Genomic DNA, 19,641 nt, shown 5'->3' on the forward strand with positions numbered 1-19,641 from the left:
TTGGGATGTCCCCGACCACCACCGACCCTACCTCTAAGAAGGTGAGGACGTGACATTGGCGTCACTGGGGCTCCAAGGCGGCTTCACCCCTTGACAGAGCGCAGGGCTGCACTAATGAGCGCGGACCTTCCGGCGGGGTCCGGGACGTGCTGCAGGCCGAAGCCGAGGAGCACCGTGGCGGGGGTGGAGACGGCGGCAGCGCGGGGCGTGCCCGCCGTCGCCACGCAAGTCCCGTCACGGAGCGTGACGGCGGCCGGGGCGCAGCGGCCGGCCGTTGCGCCGTTCGTGTACTCCCCCGCGGCGGCGCTGCGGAACTGCGGGAAGGCCGCCGGCGGCAGCTCGTCGGAGATGGGCGTGTACGAGCCCGCGCCGTCCGCCCGGTCGCCGGCGGCGTCGCCGAGGCGGACGCCGGTGCCGGCGAGGACCCCGGCTCCGGTGAAGCCGGCGGGTGCGGGCTGGGCCGCCCGGCTGCCGGCGCCCAGGTAGTACTGGCTGAAGTCGTTCGTCTCGGCGGCGCCGACGAGGGCGTAGCCGCCCGCCTGCTTGCCCGCGGCGACGAGCTTGCCGCCCTCGTTGACGAAGTCCCGCACGGCGAGCAGGGTGGCGCCGCCGGGGCGGTTGTCGCCCGAGTACCAGACGACGCTCTTGAAGTGGCCGAGCACGCCGAGGGGATGCGGCGCGCCTTGAGTGGCGGTGTCCCAGACGGCGGCGTCGCGGCCGGCCGCGGCCAGTGCCGAGGTGTAGGCGGCGGTGTGCCGGGCGGGGGCGGTGCCGCCCTCGTCGGCGATCACGAGGGTGTCGGCCTCGGGGCGGTGGGCCACGGTGTAGGTGAACGGTTCGCTGGCGGTGGGCCGGCCGTCCCGCGTCCGGCCGGTGTACCAGACCTGCACGCGGGAGCCGGGGTCGGCGCCCTCGACGTAGGCGCGGTACTCGGCGAAGCGGATGCTGTCCTTGCCGCCGTAGCGGTCGCCGCCCTTCCACTCCTCCAGCGGCGCGGAGTGCGTACTCCCGCCGTCGATGCGGTAGTTGAGCCGCGGCTCGCGCAGGCTCCTGCGGGCGGTGACGGAGACCTCCTGCTCGTCGCCGAGGGCGTAGGAGGTGGTGAAGGCGTCGGGGGTGAAGTCGGGGGCGGCGAGGCCCGCGGCGGAGCGGGGCCGGTCGGCGCCCTCGCGGTTGACGGCGGTCTCGGCCACGGACAGCGCGAAGGGGATGTTCTTCGTGAACTCCTGCTGGATCAGCTTCTCGTCGTCGGGGAAGCTGAAGGAGGACGGGCAGTCGGCCGGGTCCCAGCGGTCGCCGGGGTCGGCCTGCGAGGCGGTGCGGCAGGTCGACATCTCCGGGGTGAACATCATCGTTCCGTTGACGTTCGCGGCGTGGCCGTCGGCCTCGCCGTTGGTCGTGTAGAGCTCGGAGGAGACCTGGGGGCGGTAGCCGGGGATCGCCGGCTTCTCCGGCGTGCCGGCGAGCGCCTTGTACAGGACGTCGTCCGGGGTGGGCGTGGCGACCTGCCAGCCGACGCCGTAGAGCAGGAGTTCGGCCGCCGAGTGGTAGTTGACGGCGTAACTGAAGCGGTGCGCCTTCTCGAAGGCGTCGATCGCCCGCGTCTCCGGCTCGGAGGCCGACGCCGGACCGCGGTAGGTCTCGGAGCCCGGGCGGGGGGACGAACCCTCGTTGTCGTAGCCCCACTTGTAGGAGAAGTTGCGGTTGAGGTCGACGCCGTCGCCCGGGGTGATCTTCCCGTCGCCGTTGTTGTCGCGCAGGTTCTTGCGCCACAGGCGGGTGCCGGGGCTCTGGAAGGTGTAGTCGTAGCCGTCGGGGTTGGCGGAGAGGACGAACCAGAGTTCGGCGCGGTTCACGACGTCGGTGAGGCGGGCGTCCTTGCCGTAGCCGTCGAGGTAGTGGTGGAGCAGCCGCCTCGTCATCTCGGGCGTGATCCACTCCCGGGCGTGCTGGTTGGACATGTACAGCACGGCGGGCTTGCGGCCGTCGGGCTCGGTGCGGGCGCCCCTGCTGAGCTTCAGGGCGAGGATGTCCTGGCCGCGGACGGTCTTGCCGATGCTCACGACCTTGGTGAGGCCGGGGTGGGCCTGCGCGGTGTCCAGGAGCTCCTGGCGGAGGCCGTGACTGCCGCTGTACGGGCGGAAGACGCCGTCGCCCGCGGCCTTGAGGCGCTCCTGCGTGCGCCGGGGGATCCGCTTCTCGGTGAGGCCGACGCCGCGGTCGCGCAGGTCGCGGGCCTGGCCGGGGGTGAGGTAGAGCTCGACGGAGGCCGCCTTGGTCCCTTGCGGGCGCTCGGCGAGCTCGTGGCCGTCGACGCCGGCCGCGAGCAGCAGCGGCATCTGGTCCGCGGTGACCTCGGCGGTCCAGACGGCCGGTGCGCCGTCACCGTCGTGCGCCGCGGGCGCGGCGGGTTGTGCCTGGGCGAAGGGTGCCGCGGCCAGTCCGCCTAAGAGCAGCGAAGCCGCCGCGAGGACCGATCTCGTCCTGCGTCTCATGAGCCCCCCTTGCTGTTGTCTGCCACGTCAGTGCACGGACGCCAGCCTGGAGAGACTGCATGATCATGTCAACGATGCGAAAGAGCCACCTCCGGCGCCCTGCACGGCGCGGGGTGGCTCGAACGGGAACCGACCGGGCTCGGGCCGGAACCGATCGGGCTCGGACCGGGGGGCGGCCGGACTCGACCGGAACCAACCGGGGCTCGGAGCGGGGGCGGCCGGCGCCGCCCGGCCGGTCAGCCGGCCATGCCCTCGGCCATCTCCTCGGAGAGGTCCGACAGGTCGGAAAGGTTGGACTCCGTGCCGGGGATGCCGAGGTCCTGGGCGCGCTTGTCGGCCATGGCGAGCAGGCGCCGGATCCGGCCCGCGACCGCGTCCTTGGTCAGCGGCGGGTCGGCCAGGGCGCCCAGCTCCTCCAGCGACGCCTGCTTGTGCTCCATGCGCAGCCGGCCCGCGGCGGCCAGGTGCTCGGGCACCTCCTCGCCGAGGATCTCCAGCGCGCGCTGCACCCGGGCGCCGGCCGCGACGGCGGCACGGGCCGAGCGGCGCAGGTTGGCGTCGTCGAAGTTGGCGAGGCGGTTGGCCGTGGCGCGGACCTCGCGGCGCATCCGCCGCTCCTCCCACGCCAGCACCGACTCGTGCGCCCCCAGCCGGGTCAGCAGGGCGCCGATCGCGTCGCCGTCGCGGACGACCACGCGGTCCACGCCGCGGACCTCGCGGGCCTTGGCCGCGATCTGCAGCCGGCGGGCCGCGCCGACCAGCGCGAGCGCCGCCTCGGGCCCCGGGCAGGTCACCTCCAGGGAGGACGAGCGGCCGGGCTCGGTGAGGGAGCCGTGCGCGAGGAACGCGCCGCGCCAGGCCGCCTCCGCGTCGCAGGTGGCGCCGGAGACGACCTGCGGGGGCAGCCCGCGGATCGGCCGGCCGCGGCCGTCGACCAGGCCGGTCTGGCGCGCCAGCTGGTCACCGCCCGCCACCACCCGGACCACGTAGCGGCTGCCCCTGCGGAGCCCGCCGGGGGCCATCACCACCAGGTCGGAGGCGTGCCCGAAGATCTCCAGGATGTCCTTGCGCAGCCGCCGGGCGGCGATCCCGGTGTCCAGCTCCGCCTCGATCACGATGCGCCCGCTGACCAGGTGCAGACCGCCCGCGAACCGCAGGATCGCCGAGACCTCCGCTTTCCGGCAGCAGGTGCGGGTGACGGGGAGCCGGGAGATTTCGTCCTTCACCGCTGCCGTCATCGCCATGGGCCGATCCTTCCATGCATCCGAAAAATACGGTCGTACGCGGCGGCCAACAGCTCCGGGTCATGGGTCGGGGAGCCGTCGGGCGCGGCGACCGGCGCCAGCTCGACCGCGGCCCCGAGCCGCTTCGCGGCTTCGGTGAGGCTCTCCCGGTCGGGCACGGCGGCCTCGTCGGCCAGCACCACGTCCAGGGCGAGTTTAGGGGCGTGTCGGGCCAAAACCTCCAAATGACGCTGCGGGGAGAAGCCATCGGTTTCACCCGGTTGTGGTGCGAGATTCAACGACAGCACCCGGCGGGCCTTGGTCTCCTGCAGGGCTTCCAGCAGCTCGGGGACGAGCAGGTGCGGGATGACGGAGGAGAACCAGGAGCCGGGGCCGAGCACGACCCAGTCGGCGTCGAGGACGGCGGCGACGGCCTCGGGCACGGCGGGCGGATCCTCCGGGACGACGTGCACGGACTGCACCTCGCCGGGGGTCAGGGCCACCGTGGCCTGGCCGCGGACGGTCGTGACGGCGTCGGGCGCGGCCGGGTCGTGGCCGCGGACGAGCGCCTGCAGCTCCAGCGGCACGGCGGACATGGGCAGCACCCGGCCGTGCGCGCCCAGCAGCTTGCCGACCAGGTCGAGGGCCTGGACGGGGTCGCCGAGCTGCTCCCACAGGGCGACGATCAGCAGATTGCCGACGGCGTGGTCGTGCAGATCGCCCTCGCTGGTGAAGCGGTGCTTGATCACCCGGGCCCAGGTCTGGCCCCAGTCGTCGTCGCCGCAGAGGGCGGCGAGGGCCTTGCGCAGGTCGCCCGGGGGCAGCACGCCCAGCTCGTCGCGGAGCCGGCCGCTGGAGCCGCCGTCGTCGGCGACGGTGACGACGGCGGTGAGGTCGCCGGTGATCCGGCGCAGGGCGGCCAGCGAGGCGGACAGGCCGTGCCCGCCGCCGAGGGCGACCACCTTGGGCTGGGCACCGCGCTTGGTCCGCCCCTCGGGGCCGCGGACGGCCCGGCCGGGGACGAGGCGGCGCACCCGGCGGAGCCTGGACGTGCGGCCGGTCACTCGCGCCCCATGTCCCGGTGCACGACGACGGTCTCCACGCCCTCGGAGACGAGGCGGTGGGCCAGCTTCTCGGACATGGCCACGGAGCGGTGCTTGCCGCCGGTGCAGCCGACCGCGATGGTCACGTAGCGCTTGCCCTCGCGGCGGTAGCCCGCGGCGATGAGCTGCAGGAGCTCGGTGTAGCGGTCGAGGAACTCCTTGGCGCCGGGCTGGTTGAAGACGTAGCCCGAGACCTCCTCGTTCAGACCGGTGAACGGGCGCAGCTCCGGCACCCAGTGCGGGTTGGGCAGGAAGCGGCAGTCGACCACGAGGTCGGCGTCGACGGGCAGGCCGTACTTGTAGCCGAAGGACATGACGGTGGCCCGCAGCTCCGGCTCCTCCTCGCCGGCGAACTGGGCGTCCATCTTGGCGCGCAGCTCGTGGACGTTGAGGCTGGAGGTGTCGATCACCAGGTCGGCGTCGCCGCGCAGCTCGCGCAGCAGGTCCCGCTCGGCGGCGATGCCGTCGACGATGCGCCCGGAGCCCTGCAGGGGGTGCGGGCGGCGCACGGACTCGAAGCGGCGCACCAGGGCGTCGTCCGAGGCCTCCAGGAAGATCACGCGCCGCTTGACCTGCTTGGCGGCCAGGTCGGCGAGGGACTCGCGCAGGTTGTCGAAGAAGCGGCGGCCGCGGACGTCCACGACCACGGCGATGCGGGCCACGTTGCCCTGGGAGCGGGCGCCGAGGTCCACCATGGTGGGGATCAGGGCGGGCGGCAGGTTGTCGACGACGAACCAGCCGAGGTCCTCCAGGCACTTGGCGGCGGTGCTGCGGCCCGCCCCCGACATGCCCGAGATGATCACCAGTTCGGGGATGCCCGCCGCCTCGGCCGCCGCATCCGCCGTCGTGCCCGTACTCACCTGTGCTCCGTCTCGGTCGTTCCCGGTCATGCTGCTACCCCCGTCTCGCCGACGGCGCCGCGGGCGCGGCCCCGTCCTTCCATACTGCGTGTCCCGTCATTCCCCCGCCTCTTCCATGATCTCGCCTGTCGTCATGTTCACCGCAGGGGCGGGCGGGGCGGCCGCCGCGAGCGCGGCGGCGATCGTCTCGGCGGTCTTGCGGCCGATGCCCGGCGTCTCGCAGATCTGCTCGACGGTGGCGGCGCGCAGCCGCTTGACCGAGCCGAAGTGCTTGAGCAGGGCCTTCTTGCGGGTCTCCCCGAGGCCCGGGACCGCATCCAGCGGCCCGGACCTGATCGTCTTCGTGCGCTTGCTGCGCTGGTAGGCGATGGCGAAGCGGTGGGCCTCGTCGCGCACGCGCTGCAGGAGGTAGAGGCCCTCGCTGGTGCGGGGCAGGACGACGGGGTCGTCGTCGCCGGGCAGCCAGACCTCCTCCAGCCGCTTGGCGAGGCCGCAGACCGCCACGTCGTCGATGCCGAGCTCGTCCAGCGCGCGGCGGGCGGCGGCCACCTGCGGCTGCCCGCCGTCGACCACGACGAGCTGCGGGGGGTAGGCGAAGCGCTTGGGGCGGCCGTCCTCGGTGCGGGCGGTGTCCATCTCTACCGCCTCTACCGCCTCATGGGCCTCAGAAGCCTCAGAGGCCTCTACGGCGTTCTCCTCCGACCACTCCCCCGCCTTCTGCTTCTCCTGCAGATAACGCCGGAAGCGCCGCCCGATCACCTCGTGCATCGACCGGACGTCATCCTGGCCCTCGAAGCCCTTGATCTGGAAACGGCGGTACTCGCTCTTGCGGGCCAGGCCGTCCTCGAAGACGACCATGGACGCGACCACGTCCTGCCCCTGCAGGTGCGAGATGTCGAAGCACTCGATGCGCAGCGGCGCGGAGTCCAGCTCCAGGGCCTCGGCGATCTCCTCCAGCGCCCGCGAGCGGGTGGTCAGGTCGGAGGCGCGCTTGGTCTTGTGCAGGACGAGGGCCTGCTGGGCGTTGCGCTGGACCGTCGCCATCAGGTCCTTCTTGTCGCCGCGCTGGGGGATGCGCAGGTCGACGCGGGAGCCGCGGCGCTCGCCCAGCCACTGGGCGACGGGCTCCACCGGCTCCGGCAGGGCCGGGACGAGGACCTCCTTGGGCACGGCGTCGCCGCTCTCCTCGCCGTAGAGCTGCTGCAGGGCGTGCTCGACGAGGCCGGCCGTGTCGACGGCCTCCACCTTGTCGGTCACCCAGCCGCGCTGGCCGCGCACCCGGCCGCCGCGCACGTGGAAGATCTGCACCGCCGCCTCCAGCTCGTCCTCCGCGACGGCGATGAGGTCGGCGTCGGTGGCGTCGGCCAGGACGACGGCGTTCTTCTCCATGGCGCGCCGGAGGGCCTCTATGTCGTCCCGCAGGCGGGCGGCCCGCTCGTACTCCATCTCCTCGGCCGCCTCGTGCATCTGCTGCTCCAGGCGGCGCAGGTAGGTGCCGGTGCGGCCGGCCATGAAGTCGCAGAACTCCTCGGCCAGTTCGCGGTGCTCCTCCGCGCTGACCCGGCCGACGCAGGGGGCGGAGCACTTGCCGATGTACCCCAGCAGGCAGGGGCGGCCGATCTGGGCGGAGCGCTTGAAGACGCCGGCCGAGCAGGTGCGCACGGGGAAGACGCGCAGCATCAGGTCGACGGTCTCGCGGATGGCCCAGGCGTGGGCGTACGGGCCGAAGTAGCGCACGCCCTTCTTCTTGGGGCCGCGCATGACCTGCACGCGCGGGAACTCCTCGTTGAGGGTGACGGCGAGGGAGGGATAGCTCTTGTCGTCGCGGTACTTGACGTTGAACCGCGGGTCGTACTCCTTGATCCAGGTGTACTCCAGCTGGAGCGCCTCGACCTCGGTGGAGACCACGGTCCACTCGACGGAGGCGGCCGTGGTCACCATCGTGCGGGTGCGGGTGTGCAGGCCGGCGAGGTCCTGGAAGTACGACGAGAGGCGCTGGCGCAGGCTCTTCGCCTTCCCGACGTAGATCACCCGGCCGTGCTCGTCACGGAATCTGTAGACCCCCGGCGAGTCGGGGATCTGTCCCGGCTTGGGTCGGTAGCTGCTGGGGTCGGCCATGTCACACACCCTACTTGCGGGCAGTGACAATCGGCGTCCGCCTCGGAGGGACCGGCTCCGGCCCCGGCGGGGGGTGGCCGCCGGGGACGGAACCGGAATCCGGGCCGGGCCGGACCGGATCAGCGCGGACCGGTGCGGGCCCGGCCCGGCCGGGCGGGGGTCAGCGGCGCCGGAGCCTGCGGCGCGCCACCACCGCCCCCGCACCGAGGACCAGGGCCACGCCTCCGGCCGCCGCGGCGGACGCCGTGGTCAGCGGGCCGGAGCCGGCCTGCGGCGCGGGGGCCGCCTGCTGCTCCCCGGCAGCCGGCTGCTCCTGGCCGTAGCCGCCCGCGAGCCCCTTCTTCGCGTACGCGGAGCCGGGCAGCTTGTCGCCGTACGCCTTGCGGACGCGGGCGCGGTAGCCGTCGAGCGTAGTGCCCTGCGCGCCGACGGCCCGGACGGCGTCCTCGTCCAGCGGCAGGACCCTCTCGCCGCGCTGGACGTACCACGCGTCGATCTGGGGCTCACGGAAGACCGTGCCCCCGCTGAGCTTCTGCTGCCCCTCCGCGGCGTAGCGCGTCTCGTCGTCCCCGGTGGCGATGTTGACGACCTTCCAGTCGCCTCCGGTGCGCGCGGTCCACACCGACGCCTTCTGCCCGTCGGCCGAGACCGCCTTGCTGGCGAGGAAGTCGAGCGCGGCGACGGGGGCGCCGTCCTTGCCCGCCACGAACTCCGGGGAGAGCGTGTAGACGGGCACGGTCGCGCCCTCGATCCTCGGCTGCGCCTTCGCCGCGGCGACCGCACCGTCGCGGGCGAAGAAGCGGGACAGCGTCCCGAGGGTCGCCGGGGAGGCGGCCGCCTCGTGCGCGGCGGAGACTCCGGCGGCGGTGGGGGCCGCGGGAGGCGCCGGGGCGGCGGCGTGGGCGAGCGGGGCGAGGCCGAGGGCGGCGGCGGTGACGGCTCCCGCGGCCACCGCACGGGCCGCGTTGCGCCGGGAGTGCTGCTGCCGGGCCGCCTGACGGGTCATCCGGTCCGTCATGACGTCACGCCCCGATCCGGTAGAGCGAGTGGGTCCAGGAGAAGTTGCTGTTGTTCACGTACCAGTCGTGGGAGGCCCAGTTGTAGCGGTTGCTGGAGGGCCAGGGGTCGCCCCAGTACACGAACCCGCTCGCGTCGTCGTAGCCGTAGAGGACGTGCATGTGGCCGCCGCCGGAGGACCACTGGATGCGGGTCTCGATCGGCCGGTTGCCGTTGACCTCGCTCTGGACCGTCGGGTAGCGCAGCCAACCGCTCACGTACGAGCCGGGGTTGATGCCGGCCCACTGGAAGGCGGTCTGCACGTTGCCCAGCGTCGCCTGGTTGTTGGGGCACTCGGTGCCCTGCTGGCGGCGGAAGGCTGCGTTGCAGAACTGGTTCTGGGTGTAGTTGCGCCCGAACCAGGTGGCGATGGTGTTGCCGGAGGCGGCCCAGCACCAGTTGCTCTTCTGCTGGGCCTGCATGGTGATGTTCAGCTTCTTCGAGGCGCGCAGGGACGCGTGCTCCCCGCCGGCTGCCGATGCCGTGGTGGGGACGGCGAGCAGCGCGGCCGCGACGACGGCTGCGGTGGACAGCCGTCTGCCGCGTATGCGGGCCTTTCCGGGCTTGTTCAGTTGTGCCGATGCACGGGACATGGACGTTCCTCCCGAGGCGGGGGGGTGGTGATGGAGGCGCGTCCGGACGCTGGTGAGGAGCATCAGGGAGTTGTCAGTGAATGGTCAACCGGCTTCAATGCTCGGTGAGCCGACGGTGTGAACGAGGCGTACCGGATGTGAACGTCCGTTGCCCGGCCATGCGGATCACAGCGGTCCGGCGGGCCCCGCCGCATTCACCGCTTGTGAATATTCACAGAGCACAGGGGTGGGAACGGATGGCGCGCACACGGCCGGGCGGAGCCGCAGGGAGAGGGAATGAAGCCGGGGCGGCCGGGTCGGGGGCTGCCGAGGCCGAGCTGGCCCGCGCCCTGCGCACCGGTCCGTTCCACGTGGCGCTGCGGACGGCGCTGAGCGTACGGGGGCTGGCCCTGCACCGGGTGCAGCACCGGCTCGCGCAGCGCGGCGTGCACGTCGGCGTGACGAGCCTCAGCTACTGGCAGCAGGGGGCGCGCAGGCCGCAGCGGCCGGAGTCGCTCAGGGCGGTGCGGGTGTTGGAGGACGTCCTGGAGCTGCCCGCCCACTCCCTCACCCGGCTGCTGGACCCGGCCGCCCCGGCCGCCGGCGCCGCGCGGCCGGCCGCGCGCTCCTACCGCTCCCTGGTCGAGGAGTCGCGCGCGCTGGAGCGGCTCCTCGCCGAGCTGGAGTCGCCCCCCGACGGGGGCCTGCACACCGTCTGCCACCTGGAGCGGGTCCGCATCGGGGCGGGCCGAGAGCTGCGGGGGCGCGACTCCCACCACGTCGTGCGCGCGCACCGGGACGGCGTGGACCGCTACCTGGCCATCCACCACGGGGACGAGGGCTGCGACCCCGGCCGGGTGGCGGTGCGGGCGAACGAGAACTGCCGCGTGGGGCGCGTCCGGTGGCACACGGCAGCCGGGGTCCTGGTGGCCGAGCTGCTCTTCGACACCCGGCTGCGGGCCGGGGACACCCACGTCTTCGGCTACGGCTTCGACGACGGCACGGCCGGGCCCAGCGGCGAGTACGTGCGGGGCTTCAGTTTCGCCGGCGGGCAGTACGTGCTGCAGGTGCGCTTCGACGCGGCGGCGCTGCCCGCGCGCTGCCTGCGCTTCACCCGCAGCTCGGCGGCGGCGCCCCGCGGCGGGCTGCAGGAGCTGACGCTGGCCGGCCGCCACCGCATGGTGCACCTGGTGGAGCCGTGCGTACGACCGGGGATCGTGGGGATCGCCTGGGAGTGGGCGTGAGGCGCCGGCCCAAGACCCTTACGCCTCGGGGCCCGCGATCAGCTTGCCGCCGGTGGCCCTGACCGGCACGGACGGCAGCGGGTCACCGGCCGGGCCCTGGAGGACCTTGCCGGTGTTCGCGTCGAACTCGCTGCCGTGGCAGGGGCAGCGGACCTTGCCGTTGTCGACCTTGTCGGCCACGCAGCCCGCGTGCGTGCACACCGCGCTGAACGCCTTGTACTGGCCCTGCACGGGCTGCGAGACGATCAGCCGCTGCTCGCGGAAGAGCCGCGCCTGGCCGACGGGCACGTCGGCCGCCGGGCCCAGGTCCACCGGCGCCGTGGGCACCGGGGCGGCCTTGGGGCCGGTCTTGCCGTCGCACGCGGCGGCGCCCAGCCCGGCGACGCCCGCGAGCGCGGCGCCCCGGAGCACGGTGCGGCGCGAGGCGCAGGGGCGCTCGGCGGGGCTCTGCGGGGACGAGGGGGTGCTCATGGGGGCTCCAGCGCTGGACTCGGGGTGACTGCGGACCGACCTTACCCGGCGCCCGGGAGCCGCCCGCAGCCCGGCGGGCCGCCGCACCGCAGCGGGGGGGCCCTCCTGGGAGGAGGGCCCGCCCGGCGCCGGAGGCAGGGCGCTCAGCCCCGGCGCGCCACGGCCTTCTTCCTGGCCGCCGGCTTCTTCCGCGGCAGCGGCACCGCGTCGCTGACCCGGTCCCCGAGCAGCTCCCGCAGGAACTTGCCGGTGTGGCTGGAGGGCACCGAGGCGACGTCCTCGGGCGTGCCCTCGGCGATGACGAGGCCACCGCCGCTGCCGCCCTCCGGGCCCATGTCCACGATCCAGTCGGCGGTCTTGATGACGTCGAGGTTGTGCTCGATGACGATGACGCTGTTGCCCTTGTCGACCAGGCCGGACAGCACCGAGATGAGCTTGTTGATGTCCTCGAAGTGCAGACCGGTGGTGGGCTCGTCCAGGACGTAGACCGTGCGGCCCGTGGAGCGCTTCTGCAGCTCGCTGGCGAGCTTCACGCGCTGGGCCTCGCCGCCGGAGAGCGTCGGCGCGGACTGCCCGAGGCGGACGTAGCCGAGGCCCACCTCGTTGAGCGTGCGCAGGTGGCGGGCGATGGTGGGCACGGACTCGAAGAAGGACAGGGCCTCCTCGATGGGCATGTCCAGCACCTCGGCGATGGACTTGCCCTTGTAGTGCACCTCCAGGGTCTCCCGGTTGTAGCGCGCGCCGTGGCAGACCTCGCACGGCACGTACACGTCCGGCAGGAAGTTCATCTCGATCTTGATGGTGCCGTCGCCGGAGCAGTTCTCGCAGCGGCCGCCCTTGACGTTGAAGGAGAAGCGGCCGGGCAGGTAGCCCCGGACCTTGGCCTCCATCGTCTCCGCGAAGAGCTTGCGGATGTGGTCGAAGACGCCGGTGTACGTGGCCGGGTTGGACCGCGGGGTGCGGCCGATGGGCGACTGGTCGACGTGGACGACCTTGTCGACCAGGTCGTCGCCGTCGACGCGGGTGTGGCGGCCGGGCACGGCCCGGGCGCCGTTCAGCTCGCGGGCGAGGTGCGTGTACAGGATGTCGTTGACCAGGGTCGACTTGCCGGAGCCGGAGACGCCGGTGACGGCCGTGAGCACGCCGAGCGGGAACGAGACGTCGATGTCCTGCAGGTTGTTCTCGCGGGCGCCGCGGACGGTGATCCGGCGGCCGGGGTCGACGGGGCGCCGGGCGTCCGGTATGGCGATGGCCTTCTTGCCGGAGAGGTAGTGCCCGGTCATCGACTCCTTGTTGCTCAGGAGCTCCTTCAAGGGGCCGCTGTGCACGACCTTGCCGCCGTGCTCGCCGGCGCCGGGGCCGATGTCCACGACCCAGTCGGCGACCTTGATGGTGTCCTCGTCGTGCTCGACGACGATGAGGGTGTTGCCCATGTCGCGCAGGCGGACGAGGGTCTCGATCAGGCGGTGGTTGTCGCGCTGGTGGAGGCCGATGGAGGGCTCGTCCAGGACGTAGAGCACGCCGACGAGGCCGGAGCCGATCTGGGTGGCGAGGCGGATGCGCTGGGCCTCGCCGCCGGAGAGGGTGCCGGCGGCGCGGTTGAGCGAGAGGTAGTCCAGGCCGACGTCGACGAGGAACTTCAGCCGCTCGTTGACCTCCTTGAGGACCCGCTCGGCGATCTTCTTCTCGCGGCCGGTGAGCGTCATGTCCCGCAGGAAGTCGGCGCACTCGCTGATCGACATCGCCGAGACCTCGGCGATGGAGCGGCCCTGCACGGTGACGGCGAGCACGATCGGCTTCAGGCGCGTGCCCTCGCAGGTGGGGCAGTTCACCTCGCGCATGTAGCCCTCGAAGCGCTCGCGGCTGGCGTCGCTCTCGGCCTCGGAGTGGCGGCGCTTGACGAACGGCACCGCGCCCTCGAAGGCCGTGGTGTAGGCGCGCTCGCGGCCGTAGCGGTTGCGGTAGCGCACCTCGATCTGGGTCTTGTGGCCGTTGAGGAGGGCCTTCTTGGCGCGCGCGGGCAGCCCGGCCCAGGGGATGTCCGTGCGGAAGCCGAGGGCGTCGGCGAGGGCGTCGACCAGGCGGCTGAAGTAGTCCTTGGTGTGGCCGTGGGACCAGGGGCTGATCGCGCCCTCGTCCAGCGACTTCTCCGGATCCGGGACGATCAGCTCGGGGTCGACCTCCATGCGGGTGCCGATGCCGGTGCACTCGGGGCAGGCGCCGAAGGGCGAGTTGAAGGAGAAGGAGCGCGGCTCCAGCTCCTCGAACGACAGGTCGTCGTAGGGGCAGTAGAGGTGCTCGGAGTACATCCGCTCACGCTCGGGGTCGTCCTCGGGGAGGTCGACGAAGTCCAGGACGACCATGCCGCCGGACAGGCCCAGGGCGGTCTCGACCGAGTCGGTCAGGCGGCGCTTGGCGCTGTCCTTGACGGTGAGGCGGTCGACGACCACCTCGATGGTGTGCTTCTCCTGCTTCTTGAGCTTGGGCGGCTCGGAGAGCTGGATCGTCTGCCCGTCGACCCGGGCCCGGCTGTAGCCCTTGGCCTGCAGGTCGGAGAAGAGGTCGGCGAACTCGCCCTTGCGCTCGCGCACCAGCGGCGAGAGCACCTGGAAGCGGCTGCCCTCGGGGAGCTCCAGCACCTTGTCCACGATCGCCTGCGGGGACTGGCGGGAGATCGGGCGTGCGCACTCGGGGCAGTGCGGTTTGCCGATGCGGGCGAACAGCAGCCGGAGGTAGTCGTAGACCTCGGTGATGGTGCCGACCGTCGAGCGCGGGTTGCGCGAGGTCGACTTCTGGTCGATGGAGACGGCCGGGGAGAGGCCCTCGATGAAGTCCACGTCGGGCTTGTCCATCTGCCCGAGGAACTGCCGTGCGTAGGAGGAGAGCGACTCGACGTAACGGCGCTGCCCCTCGGCGAAGATCGTGTCGAACGCGAGGGACGACTTGCCCGAGCCGGAGAGCCCCGTGAACACGATCAGGGAGTCGCGGGGGAGGTCGAGCGAGACGTTCTTGAGGTTGTGCTCGCGAGCGCCACGGACGATGAGACGGTCAGCCACGCCGGTCGGCACCTTTCTTGAGAGCGATATCGGTGGGGGCCCGCTCCTGTGCCTTCGGAGCCCCTCCCGGGAGCGGATCCCGGGGAGGAATCCCGGGGCAGTGGGGCGCGCGCCCCCGCTCCAGGGTATGGGGGCCGCCGCGTTGTTGTCGGATGCGATGCCCTACCGAGCCTATAGCACGCACATTCGAATTACGGCCGAAGTCTCCCACCTTCACCCGGACGAGTGGCGGCGCTATCGTCGGCCGCATGATCGACCACGTGCGCGACCTGGCATCTGTACGCGAAGCGACCGATCGCTTCCTGAGCGCGGCCGGCAAGCTCGGCGACGCCGCCGTCGCCGCGCCCTCCCGGCTGCCGGGCTGGACCCGCGGCCACGTGATGGCGCACGTCGCGCGCAACGCCGACGCGCTCGTCAACGTCCTGGCGGGCCGCCCCATGTACGCGAGCGCCGAGTCCCGCGACGGGGACATCGCCCGGGACGCCGGCCGCCCCCTGGACGCCCACCTCGCCGACCTGCGCGAGAGCGCCGCCCGGCTGAGCGCCCAGGCCGCCCTCCCCGCCGACTGGACCCGCACCGTCGTCATGCGCAACGGCGTCACCGACCGGGCCGCCCGCGTTCCCTTCCGCCGCTGGATCGAGCTGGAGCTGCACCTGGTGGACCTGGACGCCGGCTACGAGCTCGAGGACCTGCCGGAGGAGTTCACCGGCCGGGAGATCGCCTTCCTCGCCGAGCGCTGGTCGGCCCGCCCGGGGATCCCCGCCGTCACGCTCGTCGCCGACGACGGCAGGAGCTGGCGCACGGGCGGCACCGCGGAGGGCGGCCCGGTCACCGTCACCGGCTCCCCGGCCGGCCTGCTGGCGTGGCTCGCGGGCCGCGGCGACAAGGGCGCCGCGCTGGACGCGGGCGGCGCCCCGCTGCCCGTCCTTCCCCCGCTGTAGCGGGGGCGGGAGAAAGGTGGGGGAAGGGGGCGAAGGCATAGGCTGGCGTCATGACGTACAGCGGAGCGGTGAAGGTCGGCGGACCGGCCGACGTGCACGAGCTGACCGACCTGATGATCTCGAAGGTCGCGGTCGGACCCATGGACAACAACGCCTATCTGCTGCGCTGCCGCGCAACGGACGAGCAGTTGCTGATCGACGCGGCGGCCGAGCCGCACACCCTGCTCAGCCTGATCGGCGACAGCGGCATCGCCTCCGTGGTCACCACGCACCGGCACGCCGACCACTGGGGAGCGCTGCGCGAGGTGGCCGAGGCCACCGGCGCCACCACCTACGCGGGCCGTGCCGACGCCGAGGGCATCCCCGTACCGACGGACGTGCCGGTGGACGACGGCGACGTCATCCGCGTCGGCCGCGTGGAGCTCACCGCACGCCACCTCGTGGGCCACACCCCGGGCAGCATCGCGCTGGTCTACGACGACCCGCACGGCCACCCGCACGTGTTCACCGGGGACTGCCTCTTCCCGGGCGGCGTGGGCAACACCCACAACGACTCCGAGGCGTTCGCCAGCCTCCTCCACGACGTGGAGACCAAGCTCTTCGATGAGCTGCCGGACGAGACCTGGGTCTACCCGGGCCACGGCGCGGACACCACGCTGGGCGCCGAGCGGCCCCACCTCGCCGAGTGGCGCGAACGCGGCTGGTGATCACCCGCGCCCGGTGGGTGCGCAGCCCCGGAAACACAGCGAGCCCGGGCCGGGGCCCGGGCATGCAGTGAGGCCGTCCATCCAAATTCCTCCGGATGCGGCGGCCTCAATTCCTTAAGCTACTCCTCCTCGCACCGGATGGCAATACCTCCGCAAATCCGGACAAAAATAATGTGCGACGCCTCCGCGCCCCCCGTCGCACCCCCACGCGCCCGTTGCCTTCCCTGCCGGCTGGATGTTGGGCAGTACATGCACCCGCCGCACGCCGCGCCGCACCGCGCGCCCTCCATGCCACGCCTGGCGCTGGCCGCCATGGCCGGCACCGCCATCGAGTTCTACGACTTCTACGTGTACGGCACCGCGGCGGCCCTCGTCCTCGGGCCGCTGTACTTCCCCACCGTCTCCCCGCTGCTCGGCACGCTCGCCGCCTTCGGCACCTTCGGCGTCGGCTTCGTCGCCCGCCCGCTGGGCTCGGTGCTCTTCGGCCACATCGGCGACCGGCACGGCCGGCGTCCCGTCCTCCTGGCCTCCCTGCTGCTGACGGGCCTGGCCACGGTCGCCGTGGGACTCGTGCCCGCCTACGACAGCATCGGCGTCGCGGCGCCGCTGATCCTCCTCGTCCTGCGGTTCGCCCAGGGCCTCGGGCTCGGCGGGGAGTGGGGCGGGGCGGTGCTGCTGACCGGCGAGCACGCACCGGCGCACCGGCGCGCCCTGTGGACCAGCTTCCCGCAGCTCGGCGCGCCCGTGGGGTTCCTGCTGGCCAACGGCCTCGCCCTCGTCCTGTCGGCGGGGCTCGCCGAGGCGGACTACCTGGCCTGGGGCTGGCGCGTGCCGTTCTGGGGCGCGGGCCTCATGGCGGCGGTGGGCCTGCTGCTGCGCTCGCGGCTGCCGGAGACGCCGCAGTTCCGCGCGCTGGAGGCCACGGACACCCGGGCCGCCCGGCCCTTCGCCGAGGTCCTGCGGGGCCACTGGCGGCCGGTCCTGCTCACCGCCGGCGGCCTCTCCCTCGTCTACGCCGTGCACTACGCGATGAGCACGTGGGCGCTGGCCTACGGCACCGAGCGGCTGGCGGTCGGCCGCACGGTCATGCTCGGCTGCATCATGGCGGGCGTCGGCGTGTCGACCCTGCTGATCCCGCTCTTCGCAGTGCTGGGCGACCGCCACGGGCGGCGCACCCTGTGCCTGGCCGGCAGCGCCGGCCTCGCCCTGTGGATGGTCCCGCTGATGGCCCTGCTGCACACCGGCCGGCCCGCGTGGATGGTGCTGGGTTTCGCGGGGGCGGCGGTGCCGTTCGCGGCGGTGGTCGGCGTCGTCGCCGCCTACCTCCCGGAGCTGTTCGAGACCCGGGTGCGCTGCACGGGGGCGGCGGTCGGCTACAACCTGGCCGGGGTCGTGGGCGGCGGCCTCACCCCGGTCGTGGCGACGGCGCTGGCCCGCGGATCCGGCCCTCCCTGGGCGGTCGCGGGCTACCTCGTGGCCGTCGCCCTCGTCAGCCTCGGGTGCTTCGCCCTGCTGCCCGAGACCCGGCCGGCCGCGGCGCCCGGAACGGCGGCGGAGGCCGCCCCCGCCTGAGCGGGAACGGCCTCCTGAGGCGTACGGGCGGGGCCGTCAGACGCGAGCCGCGTCCTTGGCGCCCTCGCCCTCCGCAGCGGCCGCCGCGGCCGCAAGAGCCTCCGCCTCGGCCTGCTTGCGCGAGGCCCGCAGGCTGGTGATCGTGGTGACGACCAGGACCGCGCAGATCACGCCGAGGGACACCGGGATGCTGATCTCGGGGACGCCCACGCCGCTCTCGTGCAGGGCGTGCAGGACGAGCTTGACGCCGATGAAGCCCAGGATGACCGACAGGCCGTACGACAGGTGGACGAGCTTCTTCAGCAGGCCGCCGATCAGGAAGTACAGCTGGCGCAGGCCCATCAGCGCGAAGGCGTTGGCGGTGAAGACGATGTACGGGTCCTGGGTCAGGCCGAAGATCGCGGGGATCGAGTCCAGGGCGAAGAGGACGTCGGTGGTGCCGATCGCCAGCATGACGATCAGCATCGGCGTCATCAGGCGCTTGCCGTTCTCCACGACGAAGAGCTTGGTGCCGTGGTAGCGGTCCGTGGAGGGGAAGCGCTTCTCGACCAGCTTGAGGAAACGATTCTCCTCGAACTCCTCCTCTTCCTCGCCGGAGCGCGCCTCCTGGATGAGCTTCCAGGCCGTCCAGATGAGGAAGGCGCCGAAGAGGTAGAAGATCCAGGAGAAGTTGGCGATGATCGCCGCGCCCGCGCCGATGAACACGGCCCGCAGGACCAGGGCGATGAGCACGCCGACCATCAGCACGCGCTGCTGGTAGACCGGCGGGACCGCGAACTTCGCCATGATCAGGACGAAGACGAAGAGGTTGTCGACGCTGAGCGACTTCTCGGTGATGAAGCCCGCGAAGAACTCGCCGGCCGGCTGACCGCCGCCGAAGACCAGCAGGCCGAGGCCGAAGAGGCCGGCGAGGGCGACCCAGACCGCCGTCCAGATGCCGGCTTCCTTGAGGGAGACCTCGTGCGGCTTGCGGCCTCCGATGAAGAAGTCGGCGGCGACGAGGGCGCACAGACCGAGGATGGTCAGCGCCCACAGGGTCAAGGAGACGTCCACTGTTCCTCCGGTGCGTCGTACGGGCACGGCGACGGGCCGGCGCCAGTCCCCAAAACGGTACAGGAAGACCCAAGGAACAGTAAAGAAAAACCAAAAACCCCAGCTCAGAGCCGCTTTACCTGCTAAATGCCGTACGCCTGCCGCGCCTGGCCCACCCGCTGGAGCACCTGCCGCACGACGTCGCTGCCCGCCGGCACGAGCGAGGGCTCGTACGTCCAGGTGTGCCCCACCCACGGATCGGCCAGGTGGTCGTCGGGGACCGGCGTGATCCGCAGCAGGGCGCGCCACAGCGGATCGAGCACCGGCCCGTACCCCCGGGCGTCCTCCCGGTCGGCGACCATCATCAGGTGCACCCCGACGGACGGGCCCTCGTCCGCGAGGTAGCGCAGCTGGTTGACCGCGCGGTCGTCGAAGCCGTGCGGGAAGTCGTTGACGATCAGCAGTTGCTCGGCGGTGTCCACGTCCGGCGGGAGGGAGTCGGCGGCGCCGCTGCGCACGGCCATCTGCACCAGGTCGACGCGGCGCGTCAGCCGCTCCAGCAGCGCGGAGACGCCCTGCGCCCCGGCCGCGGGCGGCTCCTTGAGCGCACCGGTCTGCAGCAGCGGCGCGAGGGCCGCGCCGGCCGCGCCCGCCGGGTCGATGACGTGCACCGTGAAGTCGCCCACGGGATAGACGGCGAGCATGCGCGCGGCGTGCGCGACCGCCGTCTCCATGGCGAGGCGGCGCAGCTCGGTCGCGTCCACGACCGCCGACTGCAGCCCGGAAGGGCGGCCGCTGTCGATCCACAGGCCGCGCTCCAGCGGCAGCCGCACCAGCATCGGGATCCGCAGGGCGGTGCGCTCCGGCAGGTGCAGGTCGCCCAGGCGCAGGGCCATGGGGGTCTCCAGCGGGACCTGGTAGCCCTGCCAGACCGGGCTGTCCCAGCGGGCGAAGGCGGGCGGCAGGGCGTGCTCGACGACCTCGGCCTCGGCGGTGAGCTGGGCCAGGTCCCGGTCGAGGACGGCGCGGGCCTGCTCCACCAGGCTCGCCTGCCGGGCGCGGGCCTCGGCCCGGGCCGCGTCGGCCGCGGGGCCCACCCTCGTGGCCGGGTCGGAGAGCACCTTGTCCAGCTCCTGCTCCAGGCGCGACTCCGCGAAGTCGACGGCGCTGCGGTAGGCGGCGGCCGAGCGG

At 72.9% G+C, this 19,641-nt stretch carries 13 protein-coding genes and 2 pseudogenes; 4 read left to right on the forward strand and 11 right to left on the reverse strand.

Annotation, left to right across the window (positions count from 1 at the left end; all coding sequences use genetic code 11):
- Positions 1–272 precede the first annotated feature (272 nt).
- The 7 genes and pseudogenes from ACSNOH_RS08425 to ACSNOH_RS08455 all read right to left on the reverse strand — a co-directional run.
- Positions 273–2,495: pseudogene (locus ACSNOH_RS08425) on the reverse strand (M14 family metallopeptidase); the annotation flags it as partial.
- Between the two features lie 236 nt (positions 2,496–2,731).
- Positions 2,732–3,739: a DNA-binding protein WhiA gene (gene whiA, locus ACSNOH_RS08430; protein ID WP_030366605.1), complete on the reverse strand. Its 1,008-nt coding sequence runs from the start codon at positions 3,737–3,739 to the stop codon at positions 2,732–2,734.
- Positions 3,730–4,782 carry a gluconeogenesis factor YvcK family protein gene (locus ACSNOH_RS08435; protein WP_436720588.1) on the reverse strand — a complete coding sequence of 351 codons (1,053 nt, stop codon included), beginning with the start codon at positions 4,780–4,782 and terminating at the stop codon, positions 3,730–3,732. The genes whiA and ACSNOH_RS08435 overlap by 10 nt, the downstream gene beginning before the upstream one ends.
- On the reverse strand, positions 4,779–5,711 hold the full coding sequence (rapZ, locus tag ACSNOH_RS08440; protein WP_436720589.1) for an RNase adapter RapZ: 933 nt from the start codon (positions 5,709–5,711) through the stop codon (positions 4,779–4,781). The genes ACSNOH_RS08435 and rapZ overlap by 4 nt, the downstream gene beginning before the upstream one ends.
- A 66-nt stretch (positions 5,712–5,777) precedes the next feature.
- On the reverse strand, positions 5,778–7,799 hold the full coding sequence (uvrC, locus tag ACSNOH_RS08445) for an excinuclease ABC subunit UvrC (protein WP_436720590.1): 2,022 nt from the start codon (positions 7,797–7,799) through the stop codon (positions 5,778–5,780).
- 160 nt (positions 7,800–7,959) lie between these two features.
- Positions 7,960–8,805: a hypothetical protein gene (locus ACSNOH_RS08450; RefSeq protein ID WP_436720591.1), complete on the reverse strand. Its 846-nt coding sequence runs from the start codon at positions 8,803–8,805 to the stop codon at positions 7,960–7,962.
- Between the two features lie 16 nt (positions 8,806–8,821).
- On the reverse strand, positions 8,822–9,448 hold the full coding sequence (locus tag ACSNOH_RS08455; RefSeq protein WP_436720592.1) for a papain-like cysteine protease family protein: 627 nt from the start codon (positions 9,446–9,448) through the stop codon (positions 8,822–8,824).
- Between the two features lie 236 nt (positions 9,449–9,684).
- Here ACSNOH_RS08455 and ACSNOH_RS08460 point away from each other — a divergent pair, with 236 nt between their 5' ends.
- Entirely contained in the window at positions 9,685–10,671 is a 987-nt protein-coding gene (locus ACSNOH_RS08460) for a hypothetical protein (RefSeq protein ID WP_436720593.1), read from the forward strand.
- A gap of 18 nt (positions 10,672–10,689) precedes the next feature.
- Here ACSNOH_RS08460 and ACSNOH_RS08465 read toward each other — a convergent pair whose 3' ends face one another.
- Together ACSNOH_RS08465 and uvrA are read right to left on the reverse strand one after the other, a co-directional pair.
- Entirely contained in the window at positions 10,690–11,142 is a 453-nt protein-coding gene (locus ACSNOH_RS08465) for a Rieske (2Fe-2S) protein (RefSeq protein WP_436720594.1), read from the reverse strand.
- A 143-nt stretch (positions 11,143–11,285) separates the two neighbouring features.
- Positions 11,286–14,198, reverse strand: a complete 2,913-nt coding sequence (uvrA, locus tag ACSNOH_RS08470) for an excinuclease ABC subunit UvrA (protein WP_436720595.1) — start codon at positions 14,196–14,198, stop codon at positions 11,286–11,288.
- A gap of 248 nt (positions 14,199–14,446) precedes the next feature.
- Here uvrA and ACSNOH_RS08475 point away from each other — a divergent pair, with 248 nt between their 5' ends.
- The 3 genes from ACSNOH_RS08475 to ACSNOH_RS08485 all read left to right on the forward strand — a co-directional run bounded on the left by ACSNOH_RS08475 (position 14,447) and on the right by ACSNOH_RS08485 (position 17,418).
- Positions 14,447–15,139, forward strand: a complete 693-nt coding sequence (locus tag ACSNOH_RS08475) for a maleylpyruvate isomerase family mycothiol-dependent enzyme (RefSeq protein WP_436720596.1) — start codon at positions 14,447–14,449, stop codon at positions 15,137–15,139.
- 50 nt (positions 15,140–15,189) lie between these two features.
- A complete protein-coding gene (locus ACSNOH_RS08480; RefSeq protein ID WP_436720597.1) occupies positions 15,190–15,846 on the forward strand; it encodes an MBL fold metallo-hydrolase in 657 nt (218 codons plus the stop codon).
- Positions 15,847–16,134: 288 nt separating this feature from the next.
- On the forward strand, positions 16,135–17,418 hold the full coding sequence (locus ACSNOH_RS08485; RefSeq protein ID WP_436720604.1) for an MFS transporter: 1,284 nt from the start codon (positions 16,135–16,137) through the stop codon (positions 17,416–17,418).
- A gap of 36 nt (positions 17,419–17,454) precedes the next feature.
- Here the strand turns inward: ACSNOH_RS08485 and ACSNOH_RS08490 are convergent, their stop codons facing one another.
- The gene (locus ACSNOH_RS08490; protein WP_436720598.1) at positions 17,455–18,471 is read right to left on the reverse strand and encodes a TerC family protein; all 1,017 of its coding nucleotides are present in this window, start codon (positions 18,469–18,471) and stop codon (positions 17,455–17,457) included.
- A 122-nt stretch (positions 18,472–18,593) separates the two neighbouring features.
- A pseudogene (locus tag ACSNOH_RS08495) lies at positions 18,594–19,641 on the reverse strand (TerD family protein); the annotation flags it as partial.

This window comes from Streptomyces sp. URMC 127 (assembly GCF_051386535.1).
In the GTDB taxonomy this organism is placed as follows: domain Bacteria; phylum Actinomycetota; class Actinomycetes; order Streptomycetales; family Streptomycetaceae; genus Streptomyces.

Excerpts from the sequence above, each read along its gene's own strand:
- ACSNOH_RS08465 (WP_436720594.1), bottom strand. The coding sequence starts at position 11,142 with ATGAGCACCCCCTCGTCCCCGCAGAGCCCCGCCGAGCGCCCCTGCGCC.
- ACSNOH_RS08485 (WP_436720604.1), top strand. The coding sequence starts at position 16,135 with ATGCCACGCCTGGCGCTGGCCGCCATGGCCGGCACCGCCATCGAGTTC.
- ACSNOH_RS08455 (WP_436720592.1), bottom strand. The coding sequence starts at position 9,448 with ATGTCCCGTGCATCGGCACAACTGAACAAGCCCGGAAAGGCCCGCATA.
- ACSNOH_RS08480 (WP_436720597.1), top strand. The coding sequence starts at position 15,190 with ATGACGTACAGCGGAGCGGTGAAGGTCGGCGGACCGGCCGACGTGCAC.
- uvrC (WP_436720590.1), bottom strand. The coding sequence starts at position 7,799 with ATGGCCGACCCCAGCAGCTACCGACCCAAGCCGGGACAGATCCCCGAC.
- ACSNOH_RS08475 (WP_436720596.1), top strand. The coding sequence starts at position 14,447 with ATGATCGACCACGTGCGCGACCTGGCATCTGTACGCGAAGCGACCGAT.
- whiA (WP_030366605.1), bottom strand. The coding sequence starts at position 3,739 with ATGGCGATGACGGCAGCGGTGAAGGACGAAATCTCCCGGCTCCCCGTC.
- ACSNOH_RS08450 (WP_436720591.1), bottom strand. The coding sequence starts at position 8,805 with ATGACCCGTCAGGCGGCCCGGCAGCAGCACTCCCGGCGCAACGCGGCC.
- ACSNOH_RS08460 (WP_436720593.1), top strand. The coding sequence starts at position 9,685 with ATGGCGCGCACACGGCCGGGCGGAGCCGCAGGGAGAGGGAATGAAGCC.
- rapZ (WP_436720589.1), bottom strand. The coding sequence starts at position 5,711 with ATGACCGGGAACGACCGAGACGGAGCACAGGTGAGTACGGGCACGACG.